The organism is Burkholderia sp. WP42 (genome assembly GCF_000745665.1).
In the GTDB taxonomy this organism is placed as follows: Bacteria; Pseudomonadota; Gammaproteobacteria; order Burkholderiales; family Burkholderiaceae; genus Burkholderia; species Burkholderia vietnamiensis.
Genome location: NZ_KN050725.1, coordinates 276,995 through 298,273 on the forward strand (window position 1 = coordinate 276,995; position 21,279 = coordinate 298,273).

At 66.9% G+C, this 21,279-nt stretch carries 21 protein-coding genes; 19 read left to right on the forward strand and 2 right to left on the reverse strand.

The window, feature by feature from the left end:
* Positions 1-69: 69 nt before the first annotated feature.
* Genes surE through EX20_RS27815 form a run of 5 tightly spaced genes read left to right on the forward strand, consistent with a single transcriptional unit; the run spans position 70 to position 4,521 of the window.
* Complete coding sequence (gene surE, locus EX20_RS27795) at positions 70-831, forward strand: 5'/3'-nucleotidase SurE (RefSeq protein WP_011884978.1); 762 nt, start codon at positions 70-72, stop codon at positions 829-831.
* Entirely contained in the window at positions 828-1,757 is a 930-nt protein-coding gene (locus tag EX20_RS27800) for a protein-L-isoaspartate(D-aspartate) O-methyltransferase (protein WP_011884977.1), read from the forward strand. Before surE ends, EX20_RS27800 begins: the two co-directional genes overlap by 4 nt.
* Before the next feature lie 5 nt (positions 1,758-1,762).
* Positions 1,763-2,644 carry a peptidoglycan DD-metalloendopeptidase family protein gene (locus tag EX20_RS27805; RefSeq protein WP_011884976.1) on the forward strand — a complete coding sequence of 294 codons (882 nt, stop codon included), beginning with the start codon at positions 1,763-1,765 and terminating at the stop codon, positions 2,642-2,644.
* A gap of 11 nt (positions 2,645-2,655) precedes the next feature.
* Positions 2,656-3,741, forward strand: a complete 1,086-nt coding sequence (rpoS, locus tag EX20_RS27810) for an RNA polymerase sigma factor RpoS (protein ID WP_014723105.1) — start codon at positions 2,656-2,658, stop codon at positions 3,739-3,741.
* 3 nt (positions 3,742-3,744) lie between these two features.
* Positions 3,745-4,521: a 3'-5' exonuclease gene (locus EX20_RS27815; protein WP_011884974.1), complete on the forward strand. Its 777-nt coding sequence runs from the start codon at positions 3,745-3,747 to the stop codon at positions 4,519-4,521.
* 39 nt (positions 4,522-4,560) lie between these two features.
* Here EX20_RS27815 and EX20_RS27820 read toward each other — a convergent pair whose 3' ends face one another.
* Positions 4,561-5,415, reverse strand: a complete 855-nt coding sequence (locus tag EX20_RS27820) for an endonuclease/exonuclease/phosphatase family protein (RefSeq protein WP_014723104.1) — start codon at positions 5,413-5,415, stop codon at positions 4,561-4,563.
* 254 nt (positions 5,416-5,669) lie between these two features.
* On the opposite strand from EX20_RS27820, the gene rlmD reads away from it, so the two are divergent.
* The gene (gene rlmD / locus EX20_RS27825; RefSeq protein WP_034195427.1) at positions 5,670-6,974 is read left to right on the forward strand and encodes a 23S rRNA (uracil(1939)-C(5))-methyltransferase RlmD; all 1,305 of its coding nucleotides are present in this window, start codon (positions 5,670-5,672) and stop codon (positions 6,972-6,974) included.
* 63 nt (positions 6,975-7,037) lie between these two features.
* Here the strand turns inward: rlmD and EX20_RS27830 are convergent, their stop codons facing one another.
* A complete protein-coding gene (locus EX20_RS27830) occupies positions 7,038-7,736 on the reverse strand; it encodes a Bax inhibitor-1/YccA family protein (protein ID WP_011884971.1) in 699 nt (232 codons plus the stop codon).
* 250 nt (positions 7,737-7,986) lie between these two features.
* Here EX20_RS27830 and ndk point away from each other — a divergent pair, with 250 nt between their 5' ends.
* The 13 genes from ndk (at position 7,987) to EX20_RS27895 (ending at position 21,221) form a co-directional block, all read left to right on the forward strand.
* A complete protein-coding gene (ndk, locus tag EX20_RS27835; protein ID WP_006478674.1) occupies positions 7,987-8,412 on the forward strand; it encodes a nucleoside-diphosphate kinase in 426 nt (141 codons plus the stop codon).
* A 55-nt stretch (positions 8,413-8,467) separates the two neighbouring features.
* Positions 8,468-9,607, forward strand: a complete 1,140-nt coding sequence (gene rlmN, locus EX20_RS27840) for a dual-specificity RNA methyltransferase RlmN (protein ID WP_034195406.1) — start codon at positions 8,468-8,470, stop codon at positions 9,605-9,607.
* A 162-nt stretch (positions 9,608-9,769) separates the two neighbouring features.
* Positions 9,770-10,795: a helix-turn-helix domain-containing protein gene (locus tag EX20_RS27845; protein WP_014723102.1), complete on the forward strand. Its 1,026-nt coding sequence runs from the start codon at positions 9,770-9,772 to the stop codon at positions 10,793-10,795.
* 104 nt (positions 10,796-10,899) lie between these two features.
* Positions 10,900-12,198 carry a flavodoxin-dependent (E)-4-hydroxy-3-methylbut-2-enyl-diphosphate synthase gene (gene ispG / locus EX20_RS27850; protein WP_034195407.1) on the forward strand — a complete coding sequence of 433 codons (1,299 nt, stop codon included), beginning with the start codon at positions 10,900-10,902 and terminating at the stop codon, positions 12,196-12,198.
* Between the two features lie 24 nt (positions 12,199-12,222).
* A complete protein-coding gene (gene hisS / locus EX20_RS27855) occupies positions 12,223-13,563 on the forward strand; it encodes a histidine--tRNA ligase (protein WP_034195408.1) in 1,341 nt (446 codons plus the stop codon).
* Between the two features lie 55 nt (positions 13,564-13,618).
* On the forward strand, positions 13,619-14,248 hold the full coding sequence (locus tag EX20_RS27860; protein ID WP_014723099.1) for a tetratricopeptide repeat protein: 630 nt from the start codon (positions 13,619-13,621) through the stop codon (positions 14,246-14,248).
* A gap of 40 nt (positions 14,249-14,288) precedes the next feature.
* Positions 14,289-15,434, forward strand: coding sequence for an outer membrane protein assembly factor BamB (gene bamB, locus EX20_RS27865; protein WP_011884965.1), 1,146 nt, complete (start codon positions 14,289-14,291; stop codon positions 15,432-15,434).
* 249 nt (positions 15,435-15,683) lie between these two features.
* Entirely contained in the window at positions 15,684-17,021 is a 1,338-nt protein-coding gene (gene der / locus EX20_RS27870) for a ribosome biogenesis GTPase Der (protein ID WP_011884964.1), read from the forward strand.
* A gap of 153 nt (positions 17,022-17,174) precedes the next feature.
* Positions 17,175-17,414 carry an RNA chaperone Hfq gene (hfq, locus tag EX20_RS27875; protein ID WP_006399927.1) on the forward strand — a complete coding sequence of 80 codons (240 nt, stop codon included), beginning with the start codon at positions 17,175-17,177 and terminating at the stop codon, positions 17,412-17,414.
* A 72-nt stretch (positions 17,415-17,486) separates the two neighbouring features.
* Positions 17,487-18,662 (forward strand): GTPase HflX, encoded by a 1,176-nt coding sequence (gene hflX / locus EX20_RS27880; RefSeq protein WP_174479794.1) that lies wholly within the window; start codon positions 17,487-17,489, stop codon positions 18,660-18,662.
* Between the two features lie 47 nt (positions 18,663-18,709).
* Entirely contained in the window at positions 18,710-20,077 is a 1,368-nt protein-coding gene (gene hflK / locus EX20_RS27885) for an FtsH protease activity modulator HflK (RefSeq protein WP_034195409.1), read from the forward strand.
* A gap of 14 nt (positions 20,078-20,091) precedes the next feature.
* Positions 20,092-20,991 (forward strand): protease modulator HflC, encoded by a 900-nt coding sequence (gene hflC / locus EX20_RS27890; RefSeq protein ID WP_011884961.1) that lies wholly within the window; start codon positions 20,092-20,094, stop codon positions 20,989-20,991.
* 38 nt (positions 20,992-21,029) lie between these two features.
* Positions 21,030-21,221: a DUF2065 domain-containing protein gene (locus tag EX20_RS27895; RefSeq protein ID WP_011884960.1), complete on the forward strand. Its 192-nt coding sequence runs from the start codon at positions 21,030-21,032 to the stop codon at positions 21,219-21,221.
* Positions 21,222-21,279: the final 58 nt, after the last annotated feature.

The window sequence follows — 21,279 nt, forward strand, 5'->3', positions numbered from 1 at the left end:
TGCCCGCGCCGGGCCGGTCGGCGCCGGACTGTCGCTCTCGCGCCATCTTTCCTCGGTTACAATCGCCGGATGCGAATCCTACTCAGCAACGACGACGGCTATCTCGCCCCCGGTCTCGCCGCGCTCAGCGACGCGCTGCAGCCGCTGGCCGACGTCACGGTCATCGCGCCCGAGCAGAATTGCAGCGGCGCATCGAATTCCCTGACGCTGTCGCGGCCGCTGTCGGTGCAGCGCGCAGCCAATACGGGTTTCTTCTACGTGAACGGCACGCCGACCGACTCGGTGCACGTCGCGTTGACCGGGATGGCCGACGCGCGGCCCGACCTCGTCGTCTCGGGGATCAACAACGGCCAGAACATGGGCGAAGACACGCTCTACTCGGGGACGGTCGCGGCCGCGACCGAAGGCATCATGTTCGGCGTGCCGGCCATCGCGTTCTCGCTGGCCGACAAGGGCTGGGCGCATCTGGCGGACGCGGCGCGCGTCGCCGCCGAAATCGTCGCGCACTATCTCGCGCACCCGCTGCCCGGGCAGCCGCTGCTGAACGTCAATATTCCGAACCTGCCGTACGACGCGCTGAAAGGCTGGCAGGTCACGCGCCTCGGCAAGCGCCACCCGTCGCAGCCTGTTATTCGCCAGACCGATCCGCGCGGCGAACCGGTCTACTGGATCGGCGCGGCCGGTGCGGCGCTCGACGCCAGCGAGGGCACCGATTTCCACGCGATTGCAAACGGTTTCGTATCGATCACGCCGCTGCAGCTCGACCTCACGCACACCCAAATGCTGCCCGCGACGCGCGACTGGGCGCGCGCGGCAGGGCGGGCTTCATGAGCGGCGAGCGCGCGAAGCGGTTTCCGCTCGCGCTCGAAGATCTCAAGCGAGCGCCACGCAAATCCGACGGTCGGGCCGGCGAACGCCATGCGGCAATCGCGGCGCCGAAGGCCGCCGACAAGCCAGCCGCCGTGCCGAAGCCGGTCGCGCTGAAGCCCGGTGTCGCGCGCATGCCGCCCGGCACGGCCGCCGCGAAGCCGGCCACCGCGCTGAAGCCGACCGTGCCGAAGCCCGCGATGCCCAAGCCGATCGCCGCGAACGCCGCGCCGGCCGGCGCGTTCGCGCTCACGTCGGAACGCGTGCGCGAGCGCATGGTCGAACGCCTGCGCGCGAACGGCGTGACCGATCCGCGCGTGCTGGACGCGATGGCGGCGGTGCCGCGCCATCTGTTCGTGGACGCGGGCCTCGCGACGCAGGCCTACGAAGATTCCGCGTTGCCGATCGGCCATCAGCAAACCATTTCCAAGCCGTCGGTGGTCGCGCGCATGATCGAGCTCGCGATGGCCGGCCGCACGCTCGAGCGCGTCCTCGAGATCGGCACCGGTTGCGGCTATCAGGCCGCCGTGCTGAGCCACGTGGCGCGCGACGTGTATTCGATTGAACGCATCAAGCCGCTCTACGAGCGCGCCAAGCTGAACCTGCGGCCGCTGCGCGTGCCGAACATCCGTCTGCACTACGGCGACGGGCGGGTCGGGCTGCCATCCGCAGCGCCGTTCGACGCGATCGTGATCGCGGCGGCCGGGCTCGACGTGCCGCAGGCGCTGCTCGAGCAGCTCGCGATCGGCGGCCGGCTCGTCGCGCCGGTCGGCGCGCAGAGCGGGCAGCCCCAGGTGCTCACGCTGATCGAGCGCGTCGCGCACGCGCAGTGGCGGGAGTCGCGGCTTGATCGCGTTTTCTTTGTCCCTTTAAAATCCGGAGTGATTTGAAACCGATGAGTATGTTGCGCGTGATGCAAAACAACCGAACCAGGGAACCGCTCACGTTCGCGCAGCGCGCGATCTGTGTGGCCGCGTTCTCCACGCTGCTGGCCGCCTGTGCGACGCGGCTCGACAACGCGCCCGTCGTCGACCGCTCCGGTTCGCTCGGCACGACCGCCGCCACGCAGCCGGCGGTGCCGCTCGGTCCGCCGCCGCCCGGCTTCTATCGCGTGAAACCCGGCGACACGCTGTACCGGATCGCGCTCGAGAACGGGCAGAACTATCGCGACATCGCCGCGTGGAACAACCTCGCGAACCCGAACCAGATCGAAGTCGACCAGTTGCTGCGCGTCGCCCCGCCGGGCGGCTCAGCGACGGCCGGCGCGCCGGTCGCCGCACCGATCGGCGGCGCGGCCGTGACGACCGCGCCGCTGAGCAGCGGCCCGGCGACGCCGGCAGCCGGTTCGTCGTCGGCGAGCACGCCGCCGTCGGCCCCGGCAGCCAGCGATGGCGCGGCAGCGCCGAGCGGTCCCGTCACGTTTGCGTGGCCGGTGCGCGGCCCGGTGCTGAACGGTTTCGACGACGCGAAGAACAAGGGCGTCAATATCGGCGGCACCGCGGGCGAGGCGGTAAAGGCGGCGGCCGACGGCCGCGTCGTCTACTCGGGCAACGGCCTGCGCGGCTACGGCAACCTCATTATCATCAAGCACGACGCGACTTACCTCACGGCGTATGCACACAATCGCGCTTTGATGGTAAAAGAGGGGGACGCGGTGACGAAGGGGCAGAAGATCGCCGAGATGGGTAACAGCGATGCCGACCGCGTGATGCTGCATTTCGAGGTTCGCCGGCAGGGCAAGCCTGTCGATCCGCTGAAGTATTTGCCGCCTCAATAACCGAGACGACCATGCCGAAATCGAAGCGCCACGAGCCGCAAGCCGAGTCTGAGAAGATCAGTCGTGCCACGCAAGCATCGGTGAAGCGAGCTGGCGCTTCGACGGACGACGAAGAAGACGTCGCGGAAACCGAAACCGGTCTCGACACGCGCGAGGTCGAAGCCGACGGCGACGACGAACGCGAAGGCCGCGCGGAAGCCGCCCCCGACGTCGACGATTTCCGCGCATTGCTGCAGGCCGAGCTCACGGCCGACACGATCCAGCACTACCTGAACCGTATCAGCGTCAAGCCGCTGCTGACCGTCGAGGAGGAGCAGCGCTATTCGCGTCTCGCGAAAGCGGGCGAATTCGACGCGCGGCAGGTGATGATCGAGCGCAACCTGCGTCTCGTCGTCAGCATCGCAAAGGGCTATCTGAACCGCGGCGTGCCGCTGCTCGACCTGATCGAGGAGGGCAATCTCGGTCTGATGCACGCGATCGAGAAATTCGACCCGACGCGCGGCTTTCGCTTCTCGACCTACGCGACATGGTGGATTCGCCAGAGCATCGAGCGGGCGATCATGAATCAGGCGCGTACCGTGCGCCTGCCCGTGCACGTGATCCGCGAGCTGAACCAGGTGCTGCGCGCGAAACGCCACCTCGAAAAGAACTCGATGTCGACGGGCGACGCGGCCGAACGCCGCGAAGCCAGCATCGACGACATCGCCTACCTCACCGGCAAGACCGCCGAGGAAGTCACCGACATTCTCGCGCTGAACGAGCACACCGCGTCGCTCGACGCGCCGCTCGATCTCGATCCCGCGAGCAGCCTGCTCGATCTGCTGCCGGACGACCAGAGCCAGTCGCCCGATGCCGAAGTGCAGCACCGCGAGCTCGAGACGCTCACGCGCGCATGGCTGTCGCGGCTGTCCGACAAGCACCGGCACGTGATCGAACGCCGCTTCGGGCTGAATCACATCGAACCGGCCACGCTCGAGGAACTGGCCGACGAGATGGGGCTCACGCGCGAGCGCGTGCGGCAGATCCAGCAGGAAGCGCTGGTGCGCCTGAAGCGGTTCTTTGCCTCCAACGGCGTGCGCAAGGACGCCGTTCTGTAATCGATGACTCCGATTCTCGTTTTTGACATCGAGACCATTCCCGATGTCGACGGCATTCGCCGTCTGGAAGACCTGCCCGCGACGCTCGACGATGCGGCGGTGGCCGAGCATGCGTTCGCCGCGCGCCGCGAGAAGACCGGCAGCGATTTCCTGCCGCATCATCTGCAGCGCATCGCGGCGATCTCCTGCGTGTTCCGCGACAACAACGGCTTTCGCGTGCGCTCGCTCGGCACGCCGCAGGACAACGAAGCCGCGCTGGTCCAGTCGTTCTACCGCGTGATCGAGAAATACACGCCGCAACTCGTGTCGTGGAACGGCGGCGGCTTCGATCTGCCGGTGTTGCACTACCGTGCGCTCGTGCACGGCATCCCGGCGACCCGCTATTGGGATCTCGGCGAGGACGACCGAGAGTTCAAGTGGAACAACTACATCTCGCGCTATCACTCGCGGCACACCGATCTGATGGATGTGCTCGCGATGTACCAGGCGCGCGCCAATGCGCCGCTCGACGCGCTGGCGAAGCTGTGCGGCTTTCCGGGCAAGCTCGGAATGGACGGCAGCCAGGTGTGGCCGGCATTTCGGGATGGCCGGATCGACGAGATCCGCAACTACTGCGAAACCGACGTCGTCAACACGTATCTGCTGTACTGCCGCTTCCAGCTGATGCGCGGCGGGCTCACGCCGAACGAATATGCGGATGAAATCCTGCTCGTGAAGAACGCGCTCGCGCAGGAACCCGCGGCGCACTGGGCCGAATACCTGGCCGGCTTCGACGCCTGAGCACCGGCCGCCGACCGCGCGGCCGCACCGCGTTTGCCCTCAATCGAGTTCGAGCACGACCGGCTGATGATCCGACGCGCGCACGTCGCCGTCGATCTCGCAGCGCGTGATGCGCGGCAGCAGCGTCTCGGTCACGAACACGAAATCGCACGCGAGCGGCCCGTCCGACCATTGCACCGTGTCGTAGACGCCGGCCGTCGGCGGCGGCGTGCGGCCGGGATGGCGCGCGACCCACGCGTCGACGAACGACGGCGCATCGGCGATTGGCTCCAGCATGCGCCGGTACGCGTCGCTGTCGAACGCGCTGTTGAAGTCGCCGCAGACGATCGCGTCGCGCGGCTGCGCCGTCGCGCTGAACGGTCCCGTCGCGTTTTCGGCCGGCGCCGGGTGGTCGGCGTGCGCGCAGGCCTCGCGGTGGCGGGCGCGTAACGCATCGACCTGCGCGAGCCGCTGGCGCGCCGAATAGAACTCGAGGTGCGTCGTCACCACGCGCACGGGGGCCGACGGCGTCAGCAATTCGACCTCGAGCGCGACGCGCGGCATCGACGGCGCACCGGCGTCTGCCGGCCACGGCAGCAATTGCCGCAACACGCGCCCGACCGGCAGGCGCGTCGCGATTGCGTTGCCGAATTGCCGGCGCGGCGCGCCGGGTTCGAGCGCCGGCAGGTCGGCGCCGATCGCATCGACGATCGTATAGCCGGGCAGCAGCGCGGCGAGCTCCGCGAACTGGTCCGGTCCGGGCCCGCCGGGCAGTGCGCCGAAGCCACGCGTGACCTCCTGCAGACACAGCACGTCGAAGTCGCCGAGCCGGCGAGCGGCCGCGACGGTGCGCGGCAGATCGACGACGCCGTCGGCATCGCGTCCCCATTGAATGTTCCAGTCGATCAATCGCATGGTCGAGCTCCGAGTTCGATGGCGGCCGGCAGCGCCCGCGCCGCCCGCGGGCCGGGCCGTGTCCGTTGCGCCGGCGCCCGCGCCCGCGCGACGAAAGCGGGCGACGCGGGCTTTCGTCGTCTACAATCTCGCCTTCTTCAACGTTTTGTCAGGAAAAGCTGGTGTCCGAAGCCGTCCCCACTTCTACGCGCAAATCGAAAAATGCGCCCGTCCCGCCCGGGCCTGCCCCGGTGCTCGAGATCGAATCGCTCGACATGGAAGCGCGCGGTGTCGGCCGCACGGCGACCGAGGATGGCACGCCCGGCAAGGTGATCTTCGTCGAAGGCGCGCTGCCCGGCGAGCGCGTGACCTATTCGAGCTATCGCCGCAAGCCGAGCTACGAGCAGGCGACCGTCGTCGACATTCTGCGCCCGAGCGTGATGCGCACGAAGCCGAAATGCGAATTTTTCGGCACCTGCGGCGGCTGTTCGATGCAGCACCTCGACATGCGCGCGCAGGTGGCGATCAAGCAGCGCGTGCTCGAGGACAACCTGTGGCATCTGTCGAAGCTGCGCGCCGAGGCGATGTACGCGCCGATCCACGGCCCGTCGTGGGGCTATCGCTACCGCGCGCGCCTGACCGTGCGCAACGTCGCGAAGAAGGGCGGCGTCCTGGTGGGCTTCCACGAAAAGAAGAGCAGCTACGTCGCCGACATGACGAGCTGCGAAGTGCTGCCGCCGCACGTGTCGGCGATGCTGGTGCCGCTGCGCCGGCTGGTCGAGGGCCTGTCGATCCGCGATCGGATGCCGCAGATCGAGCTGGCGGTCGGCTCGCAGGTGACCGCGCTGGTGTTGCGCGTCCTGGAGCCGATCAATGCCGACGACGAAGCGCTGCTGCGCGCGTTCGCGGACGAGCACAACGTGCAGTTCTGGCTGCAGCCGAAGGGCCCCGACACGGTCGCGCCGTTCTATCCGCTCGACGTGGCGCTCGACTACACGCTGCCGGAGTTCGGCATCCGCATGCCGTTCAAGCCGACCGACTTCACGCAGGTCAACCATCAGATCAATCGCGTGCTGGTCGGGCGTGCGCTGCGTCTGCTCGCGCCGTCGCGCGACGATCGCGTGCTCGACCTGTTCTGCGGGATCGGCAACTTCACGCTGCCGCTGGCGCGCCTGGCGCGCGAGGTGATGGGCATCGAGGGCAGCGAAACGCTGACGACGCGCGCGCTCGCGAATGCGCGCGAGAATGGCGTCGACGGCCATACGACGTTCGCGTGCCGGAACCTGTTCGAAGTGACGGGCGACGATCTGCGCGCGCTCGGCGCGTTCGACAAGTTCCTGATCGACCCGCCGCGCGAAGGCGCGCTCGCGGTGTCCAAGGCGCTCGCCGAGATCGCGCAGAGCGGTGAAGGCCCGCTGCCGAAGCGGATCGTCTACGTGTCGTGCAACCCGTCGACGCTCGCGCGCGACGCCGGGCTGCTCGTCCACGAGGCCGGTTATCGGCTCAAGGGCGCCGGCGTGGTGAACATGTTCCCGAATACGTCGCACGTCGAATCGATCGCGCTGTTCGAGCGCGCTTGAGCCGCGGTCGCGGACGAAAAAAAACCGGCCCGCGGGCCGGTTTTTTTATGGGTGAGCCGAACGTCAGTTGCGGTTGCCGCCGAAGATGCCGAGCAGCGCGAGCAGGTTCGTGAACACGTTGTACAGGTCGAGGTAGATCGCGAGCGTGGCCGAGATGTAGTTCGTCTCGCCGCCGTTGACGACGCGCTGGACGTCGAACAGCATGTACGCGGAGAAGATCGCGATCGCGAGGACCGACACGGTCAGCATCAGCGCCGGCAATTGCAGGAAGATGTTCGCGACCGACGCCAGCAGGATCACGATGACGCCCATGAACAGCCATTTGCCGAGCCCGGAGAAGTCGCGCTTGCTGACCGTTGCGACCGTCGCCATCGCGGCGAAGATGATGCCGGTGCCGCCGAACGCCAGCATGATCAGCGACGGGCCGTTCGAAAAGCCGAGGATGAAGCTGAGCAGGCGCGACAGCATCAGCCCCATGAAGAACGTGAAGCCGAGCAGCACGAATACGCCGGCCGCGCTGTTCTTGGTGCGCTCGATCGCGAACATGAAGCCGAACGCGATCGCGAAGAACGCGAGCAGGCTCATCATCGGGCTGGTGGCGGCGAACAGCGAGAAGCCCGTCGCGACGCCGACCCACGCGCCGAGGACGGTCGGGATCATCGACAGCGCAAGCAGCCAGTACGTGTTCCGCAGCACGCGGTTGCGAACCTCCGCGGTGCTGACGGTGCCGCCGCGGCCGAAATTGTACGGATAGTCGTTCATGGTTTCTCCTAACATTGAACGCACGGGCGTTCGGGGCCGGTTCGGCGCGCGCGGTGTGCGGCGCAGCAAACCGGAGCAGCTATGGCTAAGATACGTTCCGCGCCGCTTGGTTTCAATGGCCGGGCAGCGCAAAAACACAGGGATTCCGAACCTTTCGCCGGTGTAAGGGTTCAATCGCAATGATACACGGGATCGTGCTACAATAGCGGATTCATTTGAACCTGTAACTTCTTAATTTTTTGGAGTTTTTATGGCAATCGAGCGCACCCTGTCGATCATCAAGCCGGATGCGGTGGCAAAGAACGTGATCGGCCAGATCTACAGCCGTTTCGAAGGCGCCGGCCTGAAGATCGTCGCATCGCGCATGGCGCACCTGTCGCGTGCCGACGCAGAGAAGTTCTACGCAGTTCACGCAGCACGTCCGTTCTTCAAGGACCTCGTCGACTTCATGATCTCGGGTCCGGTGATGATCCAGGTTCTGGAAGGCGAAGGCGCGATCCTGAAGAACCGCGACCTGATGGGCGCGACGGATCCGAAGAAGGCGGAAAAGGGCACGATCCGCGCCGACTTCGCCGACAGCATCGACGCGAACGCCGTGCACGGCTCGGACGCTGCTGAAACGGCAGCGGTCGAAATCGCGTTCTTCTTCCCGGAAATGAACGTCTACTCGCGTTAAGCGCTGGCTGGCAACGGTCAGGCAGGATTCGGCGCACGCGGCAAGGCAGCACATCATGACGAGCGAAACTTCCGTCAATCTTCTCGACTTCGATGCCGAGGGTCTTGTCGCGTACTGCGGCAGCCTCGGCGAGAAGCCGTTCCGCGCCAAGCAGTTGCAGCGCTGGATCCATCAGTACAATGCCGGCGATTTCGACGGCATGACTGACCTCGCGAAGTCCCTGAGAGAAAAGCTCAAGGGCCGCGCGACGATCGGCATGCCCGAGATCGCCAGCGATCACGTTTCCGCCGACGGCACGCGCAAGTGGCTGATCGACGTCGGGAACGGCAACGCGGTCGAAACCGTGTTCATCCCGGAAGAGACGCGCGGTACGCTGTGCGTGTCGTCGCAGGCCGGGTGTGCGGTCAATTGCCGCTTCTGCTCGACGGGCAAGCAGGGCTTCTCGCGCAACCTGTCGACAGCCGAAATCATCGGCCAGCTGCGGATGGCCGAATTTGCGCTGCGTGCGTCGCTGGGCCGCGCGCCCGGACCGAACGGCAAGGCCGAACGGGTCGTCACGAACGTCGTGATGATGGGCATGGGCGAACCGCTGCTGAACTACAGCGCGGTCGTGCCCGCGATGCGGCTGATGCTCGACGACAACGCCTATGGGCTGTCGCGCCGCCGCGTCACGCTGTCGACGTCCGGCGTGGTGCCGATGATGGACCGCCTCGGCGCCGAATTGCCGGTCGCGCTCGCCGTGTCGCTGCACGCGCCGAACGATGCGCTGCGCGACGAGCTGGTGCCGCTCAACAAGAAGCATCCGCTGCGCGAACTGATGGCGGCGTGCCAGCGCTATCTGAAAGTCGCGCCGCGCGATTTCATCACTTTCGAATACTGCATGCTCGACGGTGTCAACGACACCGAAGCGCATGCGCGCGAATTGCTGGCCGTCACGCGTGACGTGCCGTGCAAATTCAATCTGATCCCGTTCAATCCGTTCCCGGAATCGGGCCTCATCCGCTCGAAGCCGGAGCAGATCAAGCGTTTTGCGCAGGTTCTGATCGACGCGGGTGTCGTCACGACCGTGCGCAAGACGCGCGGCGACGACATCGACGCCGCGTGCGGGCAGTTGGCCGGCGCCGTGAAGGATCGCACGCGCCTCGCCGAACGGACGGGCACAGCAGCAAAGATCATCGAAGTTCGGGCGGTTTGACGGGGCCGCGCAAATGCGGATGCCCGAACTTTTTGGCGGTACAACACGCGAATAGCGATCGGTCGCGGCGCCTTGGCGCCGCGCATGGTATGGACGGTAGCGGGTGCCGGCCGGCAGGGGCCGGCGGCGCCCCAGTGAAGAAGAATCGACGCGAGGACAAGGATGAGTGAGCCGCAGCCGACAAACGGCGCAGAGACGAATGCCGCGAAGCCGGCACCGGCGGGGCTGGAAACGCTGGCGGCCGTGGGCAGCCGGCTGGCGCAGCTACGGGAGGCGAAGGGCTGGACGGTCGACGACGTGTCGGCGCGGCTCAAGGTCGCTCCGCAGAAGCTGCGCGCGCTCGAGGCGGGCGACATCAGTCATCTGCCCGGCGTGACGTTCGCGCTCGGGGTCGTGCGCAGCTACGCGAAGATGCTCGGCGTCGATCCGGAGCCGTTCGCGCAGGCGCTGCGCCGCGAGCGCGGCGTGCCGGAAGTCGACCTGTCGATGCCCGCGTCGAGCGGCACGGATCTGCCGCGTGGCCGCGTGTCGATCCCGCTCGGCAGCTCGTCCGGTCATCATCCGTGGCTGTGGGGCACCGCGATCGTCGTCGTGGCGGTGATCGCCGTGCTCATGTGGCACACTGGCGGCGATTCGGCGAGCTGGCTCGCCCGCTTCAAGGGCGCCGCCGCCGAGCATGCGCCGGCGGCGAGTGCAGTGGCGGCATCGGCCGCATCGGCCGCGGAAGAGCCCGCGGCGGGCAGTGCGTCGACGGCAGCAGGCAACGAGGTTGTGGCTGCTTCGGCCGTAGTCGCGCAGGCGTCGGCGTCGGCGCCGGTCGCGGCGTCCGTGGCTGCCCCGGCGGCTGCGGCCCCAGCATCGCCCGCATCGCAGCCGGCCGCCGCGAGCGCGGCAAGCACGGCAAATGCGGCCGAGCCAGCGAGCGTCGCGGTTGCCGCGGGCCAGTCGGTGGTCGAGCTGAAGGTCAAGCAGGACTGCTGGTTCAGCGTGCGCGACAAGAACGGCAAGGAGCTGTTCTCGGCGCTGGTGCGGGCCGGCGAGACGAAGCAGGTCGCAGGCGACGGCCCGTTCAAGGTCACGATCGGCAACAAGGCCGGTCTCGATGCGGTCGCGTTCGACGGAAAACCCGTCGATCCGGCAAAATATTCGGCAGCGCGGGGTAACGTGGCGCGGTTCACGTTGCCCTGACGCCAAGCGCCGTGACGAAGGCCCGTGCTGCACGGGCCGCGAGGGCACGGCGCTTTTTCAATTCATGCGCCGTCGCGGCGCATTCCGCGTAAATGGATCTATCGATGCAATCCGAAGCTCAATCCCCACGCAGCAGTCAGATTTGTTCAACCGAGCCGGTGTTCGGCGGCCACCAGCCGCGTCGCGTGTCGCATGCGGTGGATGTTCGTTGGGGCGGGCAGCTCGTGACGATCGGCGGCAATGCGCCGGTGCGCGTGCAGTCGATGACGAATACCGACACGGCCGATGCGATCGGCACCGCCATCCAGATCAAGGATCTCGCGAACGCCGGTTCCGAACTGGTGCGCATCACGGTGAACACGCCTGAGGCGGCCGCCGCGGTGCCGGCCATCCGCGAGCAGCTCGACCGCATGGGCGTGACGGTGCCGCTCGTCGGCGACTTCCACTACAACGGCCATCTGCTGCTGCGCGACTATCCGGGCTGCGCGGAGGCGCTGTCGAAGTACCGGATCAACCCGGGCAACGTCGGCCAGGGCGCGAAGCGCGACACGCAGTTCGCGCAGATGATCGAAGCCGCGGCGAAGTACGACAAGCCGGTGCGGATCGGCGTGAACTGGGGCAGCCTCGATCAGGACCTGCTCGCGCGGATGATGGACGAGAACGCCGCGCGTTCGCAGCCGTGGGACGCGCAGAGCGTGATGTACGAGGCGCTGATCCAGTCGGCGATCGGCTCGGCCGAGCGCGCCGTCGAGCTGGGCCTCGGCCGCGACCGCATCGTGCTGTCGTGCAAGGTCAGCGGCGTGCAGGACCTGATCGCCGTGTACCGCGAACTCGGCCGCCGTTGCGGCTTCGCGCTGCACCTGGGCCTGACCGAGGCCGGCATGGGCTCGAAGGGCATCGTCGCGTCGACTGCGGCGCTGGGCGTACTGCTGCAGGAAGGCATCGGCGACACGATCCGCATCTCGCTGACGCCGGAGCCGGGCGCACCGCGCACGGGCGAGGTGATCGTCGGCCAGGAAATCCTGCAGACGATGGGCCTGCGCTCGTTCGCGCCGATGGTGATCGCCTGCCCGGGTTGCGGCCGCACGACGAGCACGCTGTTCCAGGAGCTCGCGATGCAGATCCAGACCTACCTGCGCGAGCAGATGCCGGTGTGGCGCAAGGAGTATCCGGGCGTCGAGAAGATGAACGTCGCGGTGATGGGCTGCATCGTCAACGGCCCCGGCGAGTCGAAGCACGCGAACATCGGCATCAGCCTACCGGGCTCGGGCGAGAACCCGGCCGCACCCGTCTTCATCGACGGCGAGAAGGTCAAGACGCTGCGCGGCGAGCGGATCGCCGAGGAATTCCAGCAGATCGTCAGCGACTACGTCGCACGCAATTACGGCCGCAGCGCGGCCTGAACCATTCGTCCATACACACGAACGATGACTGAACAGAAACGCAAGATCGAGAAGCTCGCGGGCGTCAAGGGCATGAATGACATCCTTCCGCAGGATGCCGGCCTGTGGGAGTTCTTCGAAGCTACCGTGAAATCGCTGCTGCGCGCGTACGGCTATCAGAACATCCGCACGCCGATCGTCGAACACACGCAGCTGTTCACGCGCGGCATCGGCGAAGTCACGGACATCGTCGAGAAGGAGATGTACAGCTTCACCGACGCGCTCAACGGCGAAAACCTGACGATGCGCCCGGAGAACACTGCGGCCGTCGTGCGCGCGGCGATCGAGCACAACATGCTGTACGACGGCCCGAAGCGCCTGTGGTACATCGGCCCGATGTTCCGTCACGAGCGTCCGCAGCGCGGCCGTTATCGCCAGTTCCACCAGGTCGGCGTCGAGGCGCTCGGCTTCGCGGGCCCGGACGCGGACGCCGAGATCATCATGATGTGCCAGCGCCTGTGGGACGACCTCGGGTTGACGGGCATCAAACTCGAGATCAATTCGCTCGGCCTGGCCGAAGAGCGCGCCGCGCACCGCGTCGAGCTGATCAAGTACCTCGAGCAGCACGTCGACGTGCTGGACGAGGATGCGAAGCGCCGTCTGTACACGAACCCGCTGCGCGTGCTCGACACGAAGAATCCGGCGCTGCAGGAAATCGCCCAGAACGCGCCGAAGCTGATCGACGTCCTCGGCGACGAATCGCGCGCGCATTTCGAGGGGCTGCAGCGCCTGCTGCTCGCGAACAACATTCCGTTCAAGATCAATCCGCGGCTGGTGCGCGGCCTCGACTACTACAATCTGACCGTGTTCGAATGGGTGACCGACAAGCTCGGCGCGCAGGGCACGGTCGCGGCCGGCGGCCGCTACGATCCGCTGATCGAGCAGCTGGGCGGCAAGCCGACCGCCGCATGCGGCTGGGCGATGGGCATCGAGCGCATTCTGGAGCTGCTGAAGGAAGAGGACCTCGCGCCCGAGCAGGAAGGCGTCGACGTCTACGTCGTGCACCAGGGCGAGGCGGCGCGCGAACAGGCGTTCATCGCGGCCGAGCGTCTGCGCGACACGGGCCTCGACGTGATCTTCCACTGCAGCGCCGACGGCGCGCCGGCGAGCTTCAAGTCGCAGATGAAGCGGGCCGACGCGAGCGGCGCCGCGTTCGCGGTGATCTTCGGCGAAGAAGAGGTGGCGAACGGCACGGCGGGCGTGAAAGCGCTGCGCGGCGCCGGCCAGGAAGGGGAAAAGAACGTTCAGCAGACCGTACCGGTCGAAGGCTTGACCGAATTCCTAATCAATGCGATGGTTGCATCCGCCGAAGACGGCGACGACTGATCGCGCTGGCATTCGCTCGACAAGAAAAGCCCGAAAAGGAAGGAATCGCTCGCCGATGAGTTATCACGACGAACAAGAATCGATTGAAAGTCTGAAAGCGTGGTGGGCCCGCTGGGGCAATCTCACGACGTGGATCGTGCTCGCGGCGCTGGTCGTCGCGGCCGGTTTCAACGGCTGGAATTACTGGCAGCGCCGCCAGGCCGCCGAAGCGTCCGGCCTGTACGAGCAGGTGCAGAAGGCCGCCGCGGCGAACGACAAGGCCACGATGGCCCGCGCGGCCGCCGACATGGAAGACAAGTTCGGCAGCACGGCCTATGCACAAATGACCGCGCTCGCGGCTGCGAAGACGCTGTACGCGAGCGGCGATGCGGCCGGCGCGAAGGCGCAGCTGCAATGGGCCGCTGATCACGCCAAGGACGACGAGTACAAGCAGATCGCGAAGCTGCGGCTTGCGTCGCTGCTGCTCGACGAGAAGGCGTACGACGCGGGTCTCGTGCTGCTGTCGGGCACGCCGGTCGACGCATTCAAGGGCCTCGTGGCCGATCGCCGCGGCGATCTGCTGGCCGCGCAAGGCAAGACCGATGATGCGCGCGCCGCGTACAAGCTCGCGCTCGACGGCCTGTCGAAGGACGACCAGTCGGCGCGCCAGCTCGTGCAGTTCAAGCTGGACGCGCTCGGCGGCTGATGTCGGCCCCCTCAACCTCTTAACTCTGCTTCGCTAACCGATGAATTTGCTGAAACGTTACGCTGTGCCCGTAGCCTGCGCGGCGGCTGTCCTGGCATTGGCGGCCTGCTCGTCGTCGAAGGACGCGCGCCGCGTGCCGACGCCCCTCACCGAGTTCAAGCCCGTCCTCGACGTGCAACAGGTCTGGAAGGCGAGCGTCGGCAAGGGCGGACGCTACCTGTTCTCGCCGGTGGCCGTGGGCGACGCCGTCTACGCGGCGGGCGAGAACGGTTCGGTCGAGAAGATCGACGCGAAGACGGGCCAGACGGTGTGGCGCGGGAAGGTCGGTTCGGACCTGTCGGCCGGTGTCGGCAGCGACGGCAACCTGACCGCGGTCGGCGCGCTGAAGGGCGGCGTGTTCGTGCTCGGCCCCGACGGCAAGCTGCTGTGGAAGACCACCGTGCAGGGCGAGGTCTTCTCGCCGCCGCTGGTCGGCAACGGCCTCGTGATCGTGCGCACGATCGACGGCCAGGTGATCGCGTTCAACGCGCAGACCGGCGAGCAGAAGTGGAATTACCGCAACCGCGCGGTGCCGCTGAACCTGCGCGTGTCGGCCGGCATGACGTTCGCCGGCGATGCGGCCGTGCTGGCCGGCTTCCCCGGCGGCGGCCTGGTGGCGCTGAACCTGCAGACGGGCGAGCCGTTCTGGCAGACGCCCGTGTCGTTCCCGAAGGGCGTGACCGAGGTCGAGCGCATCAACGACGTCAGCGGTCCGCCGACGCTCGTGGGCGCGCAGGCATGCGCGGTCACGTTCCAGGGGCAGATCGGCTGCTTCGACGCGAACTCGGGCCGTCCGGTGTGGGAAAAGCCGTTCTCGAGCCGCAGCGGTCTCGCGCAGGACGATTCGGTCGTGGCCGCCGGCGACGACTGGTCGGTCGTGACCGCGTACGACGCGGCGAGCGGCAACCCGCTCTGGCGTAACGACAAGCTGAAGAGCCGCGACGTCGGCGTACCTTACCTGCTCGGCCATGCGGTCGTGATGGGCGACTACAAGGGCTTCGTGCACTTCCTGTCGCGCGAGGACGGCAGCTTCATCGCGCGGATGAAGACCGACGGCAGCGCGATCACTGCGGCGCCGGTGCTTGCCGGCAACACGCTGGTCGTGCAGACCCAGGACGGCGGCCTGTACGGGTTCCGCCCGCGCTGATACGCACGCAGCAAGCGCGAAGCGCGGCGTGGCGGAACGAGTTCCGCATGCCGCGAACGCGCGACATGAACGCGGCCGGTGTCCCCGGCCGCGCAGTATTTGAAAGGCAGTTCGTAGCGAAAGACGACGGCGCGCACCGCGCGCCCGGCGCGCGCATCCGGCGCGGCGCGAATTCGTGATATTTTCATTCAGCGCAGCCGCCCGCAGCAGCGGGCCTCCCGCTGCTGCGCACCACCGTAGAAAACACAGATGAAACCGGTCATTGCCCTCGTTGGGCGCCCCAATGTGGGGAAATCCACGCTGTTCAACCGGCTCACGCGCTCGCGCGATGCGCTCGTCGCCGACTTGCCGGGCCTCACGCGCGATCGCCATTACGGCGAAGGGCGAGTCGGTGAGCGGCCGTACCTGGTCGTCGACACCGGCGGCTTCGAACCCGTCGCGAAGGACGGCATCCTGCACGAGATGGCGCGCCAGACGCGTCAGGCGGTCGAGGAAGCCGACGTCGTCGTGTTCATCGTGGACGGGCGCAACGGCCTCGCGCCGCAGGACAAGTCGATCGCCGACTATCTGCGCAAGACCGGGCGGCCGATCTTCCTGGTCGTCAACAAGGCCGAAGGGATGAAGTACACGGCGGTCGCGACGGACTTCTACGAGCTCGGGCTCGGTGATCCGCGCGCGATCTCGGCCGCGCACGGCGACGGCGTGACCGACATGATCAACGAGGCGCTGGAAGTCGCGTATGCGGGCCAGCCGGAGGAAGCGGACGACAATGATCCGTCGCGCGGCATCAAGATCGCGATCGTCGGCCGGCCGAACGTCGGCAAGTCGACGCTCGTGAACGCGCTGATCGGCGAGGATCGCGTGATCGCGTTCGACATGCCGGGCACGACGCGCGATTCGATCTACGTCGACTTCGAGCGCAACGGCAAGAAGTACACGCTGATCGATACCGCCGGGCTACGGCGTCGCGGCAAGGTGTTCGAGGCGATCGAGAAGTTCTCGGTCGTGAAGACGCTGCAGTCGATCTCCGACGCGAACGTCGTCATTCTGTTGCTCGACGCGCAGCAGGACATTTCCGACCAGGACGCGCACATCGCGGGCTTCGTGGTCGAGCAGGGCCGCGCGCTCGTGATCGGCGTCAACAAGTGGGACGGCCTCGACGATCACGCGCGCGATCGCGCCAAAGCGGATTTGACCCGCAAGCTGAAATTCCTCGATTTCGCGAAATCGCACTACATTTCGGCCGCGAAGAAGACCGGCATCGGCGCGCTGATGCGCTCGGTCGACGACGCCTATGCCGCGGCGATGGCGAAGCTGCCGACGCCGAAGCTCACGCGCGCGCTGATCGAGGCCGTCGAGTTCCAGCAGCCGCGCCGTCGCGGCCCGGTGCGCCCGAAGCTGCGCTACGCGCACCAGGGCGGCCAGAATCCGCCGCTGATCGTGATCCACGGCAACGCGCTCGATGCGGTGACCGAGACATACAAGCGATATCTGGAAAACAGATTCCGCGAAACTTTCTCCCTGACCGGGACTCCATTGCGCATAGAGTTCCGCTCGTCGAACAATCCGTACGCGGACAAGGGCTGAACGAGCCTGCCGGGTACGCCCGGCAACGACCTGGCCGCATGGCCAGTGGCCGGGCGGGGCAGGCAAAATCAGCTATAGTGTAGCGATTGGCGCCGGATCTCTTTTTCTTCGTCGCCAATCCAGATCAACCTGCAAAAAAAGATGGAGTACGCCATGAGCAACAAAGGGCAATTGTTACAAGACCCGTTTTTGAACGCACTGCGTAAAGAGCACGTTCCTGTTTCGATCTATCTCGTCAACGGGATCAAGCTCCAAGGGAACATCGAATCCTTCGACCAGTACGTCGTGTTGCTCCGTAACACCGTGACCCAGATGGTCTACAAGCACGCCATTTCGACGGTCGTGCCGGCGCGCCCGGTGAATTTCCACCCGGACGCGGAAGCTTCGTCCTAACCTATCGCAGCGGCCGGCATCCGGTCGCCGCGAGCGACCGATGCCAGCCGCCTTATCTTGACACCCGACAATTTGATCAACGCAGCGCTCGTCGGCATCGACTTCGGCAAGACCGATTTCGAAGCCAGTCTCGAAGAACTCAGTCTTCTTGCCTCCAGCGCGGGAGCCCGTCCCGCCGTCACCCTCACCGGTCGTCGTGCCAGCCCTGATGCCAAGATGTTCATCGGCAGCGGCAAAGCCGAAGAATTGCGGCTCGCGTGCGACGCGCACAACGTCGAAATCGTCATCTTCAACCACGCACTCGCGCCCGCCCAGCAACGCAATCTGGAGCAGGCGCTGAACCGGCGCGTGGTCGATCGCACGAGCCTGATCCTCGATATCTTCGCGCAGCGCGCCCGCAGTCACGAAGGCAAGCTGCAGGTCGAGCTCGCGCAGCTGCAATATCTGTCGACCCGGCTGATTCGCGCGTGGACTCACCTGGAGCGGCAAAAAGGCGGTATCGGCCTGCGCGGCCCCGGCGAGACGCAGCTCGAAACCGACCGCCGGCTGATCGGCGAGCGGATCAAGATGCTGAAGGCGCGTCTCGACCGGCTGCGTCGGCAGCACAGCACGCAGCGTCGTCAGCGCGCGCGCAGCGGCACCATGTCGGTGTCGCTCGTCGGCTATACGAACGCGGGCAAGTCGACGCTGTTCAATGCGCTGACGAAGGCGCAGGCCTATGCGGCCGACCAGTTGTTCGCGACGCTCGATACGACGTCGCGACGCGTGTATCTGGGTGACGAGGTCGGCCAGATCGTCGTGTCCGATACGGTCGGGTTCATCCGCGAGCTGCCTCACCAGCTGGTTGCCGCGTTTCGCGCGACCCTCGAGGAAACCATCCATGCGGATCTGCTGCTGCACGTGGTGGACGCGTCGAGCGCCGTGCGGCTCGAACAGATCGAGCAGGTCAACGACGTGCTGCACGAGATCGGCGCGGACACCGTGCGGCAGGTGCTGGTGTTCAACAAGATCGACGCCGTGCCCGAACTGGCCGCCCGCGGCGACGCGGTCGAGCGGGACGAGTATGGTAATATTTCGCGCGTCTTTTTGAGCGCGCGCACCGGTCAGGGTCTCGATGCGTTGCGTGCCGCCATCGCCGAGATCGCCTCCGCGGAACACCTCTCCGGCGCGACGTCAGCCGACGGCGCGCTCGACGGCGCGCCCGCTGAACCACACGAAGGCCACACGATTTCCGAACACGGGCGCTAACCGGTCCCGGCCGGTTCGCCGGCGTCTAATCTGGTGAACAAACTCTGGTGAACGAATACAACGAGCGGAGTACCTGGCGGCGGATGCGCGCCTTGCTGTCGATCAACGATCCCCGCTGGGGGCGCGGCGACGGCAAAGGCAACGACGGATCCCGTCCGCGTGCCAACGAATCGAAACGTCCGCCCGGCGGCGACGGTGACGGTCCGCCCGATCTCGACGAGATGTGGCGCAACTTCAACCGGCGTCTGAGCGGCCTGTTCGGCGGCAAGGGCGGCAACGGCTTCCGGCCCGACAACGGCCGGGCTGCGCGCGTCGGCGTCGGCATCGTGATCGGCGTGCTGATCGCGGTCTATGCGGGCAGCGGGCTGTTCGTCGTGCAGGACGGCCAGACCGGCGTCGTGCTCCAGCTCGGCAAGCTAGCCGGCACGGTCGGCGAGGGCGTCCACTGGCGTGCGCCGTATCCGTTCTCGTCGCACGAAATCGTCGATACGACGCAAGTGCGCTCGATCGAGATCGGCCGCAACAACGTCGTGCGTCTCGCGAACGTCAAGGAAGCTGCGATGCTGACGCGCGATGCGGATATCGTCGACGTGCGTTTCGTCGTCCAGTACCGCGTGCGTTCGGCTACCGATTACCTGTTCCGCAGCGTCGATCCCGAGCGGAGCGTGTCGCAGGCCGCCCAGGCCGCAGTGCGCGCGATCGTCGGCACGCGCAGCGCGGCAGACATCCTGAACCAGGACCGCGATGCGCTGCGTAGCCAGCTGTCCGCCGCGATCCAGCGCGATCTCGACCGCTACCAGTCCGGGCTCGAGGTCACGGCCGTCACGATGCAAAGCGTCGCGGCGCCGGAACAGACGCAGGCCGCGTATGCCGAGGTCGCGAAGGCGCGCGACGAGCGCGAGGCCGCCAAGCGCGCCGCGCAAGCGTATACGAACGACCTGTTGCCGAAGGCGCAGGGCGACGCCGCGAAACTCGTCGACGATGCGAAGGCCTATGCCGACCGTGTCGTGACGCAGGCCGAAGGCGACGCCGACCGGTTCAAGCAGGTCTATGCGCAGTATTCGAAGGCGCCGGCCGTGATTCGCGAGCGGATGTACCTCGAAACGATGCAGGAAATCTACTCGAAGGCGACCAAGGTATTCGTCGGCAACAAGGCGGGCAGCAGCGTCGTGTACCTGCCGCTCGACAAGCTCGTCGAGCAGGGCCGGCAAAATGCCGCGAACGCCGCAGGTGCATCGAGCGCGGCAACGGCGGCCGGCGCAGCCGCGCCGGACACGGCGTCGGCTCCGGCTGCCGTCGCGTCGGGCGCACCGGCGAGCGGCGCTTCGGCCGCTGCCGCGCCCGCCGCGGGCAGCGACGTGCTGCGCTCGCGAGAGGCGTTCCGCAGCCGCGCGCGCGAAGACGATCTGAAGTAACGGGAGCGCAGAACATGAATCGAATCATTGCGCTCGTCGTCGCAATCGTGATCGCCGCGTTCGCGGCTTCGTCGACGGTGCTGAGCGTGGACCCGCGCCATGCGGCCGTGCTGTCCGGCCGCGACGGCGGGCAGCCGCAGCTCGCCGGCCCCGGCATCCATTTCAAGCTGCCGCCGCCGCTGCAGACGGCGACGCTGATCGACACGCGCCTGCAATCGCTCGAGTCGACGGACCCGCTGCAACTGGCCACCGAAGACAAGCACGATCTGCTCGTCGCGTATGCGCTCAAGTATCGGATCGACGATCCGATGAAGTATTTCACGGCCACCGGCGGCGACCCGACGGCCGCCACCGAACGCCTCGCCGATGCGCTGAAGGGCGCGCTCGGCGACGCCTTCGCGAAGCGCGCGCTCGACGACGCGCTCGGCGACCAGCGCGACATCGCGAACGCGGCGCGCGACGCGGTGCGGGCAAAGGCGGCGGGCTTCGGCGTGGACGTGGTCGACGTCCAGCTGACGCGCGTCGACTTGCCGGCCGCGCAGACGGACGCCGTCTATCAGCGGATGATCGCGGCGTTGCGCGACCAGGCCGCGCGCGTGCGCGCCGAAGGCGCGGCGGATGTCGAGCAGATCAAGGCCGACGCCGAGCGCGATCAGCAGGCGGTGCTCGCGAACGCATACAAGTCGGCGCAGACGATCAAGGGCGAGGGCGATGCGAAGGCCGCGTCGATCGCCGCGGACGCGTTCGGCCGCGATCCGCAGTTCTATCAGTTTTACGCGAGCCTGCAGGCTTACCGGAACACGTTCAAGCGCAACGACGTCATCGTCGTCGATCCCGACAGCGAGTTCTTCCGCTTCATGCGCAGCCCGACGGGCGGTGCCGCCGCGCCGGCGCCCGCTCCCCGCAAACACTGACTTTTTGGGGTGCCGCGACGAGCGGCGCCGTCGCTCGCATGGATCTGGCTGGCTCGTTGTTGCTCGCGGTAGCACTGATGCTGATTATCGAGGGAGCGTTCCCTTTCGTGTTTCCCGTCGCATGGCGCGACACGTTTCGTAGAATAGCGGAGCGGCCGCCGCATCATATCCGGATCGGCGGGCTCATCGTGATGGCGCTCGGGCTCGTCCTGCTGCTGTTCGCCACCTGAACCGGACGGCGCACCGGCCGTTCGTTCCGCCCGATTTCGATTTCCCATTTCCGATTCA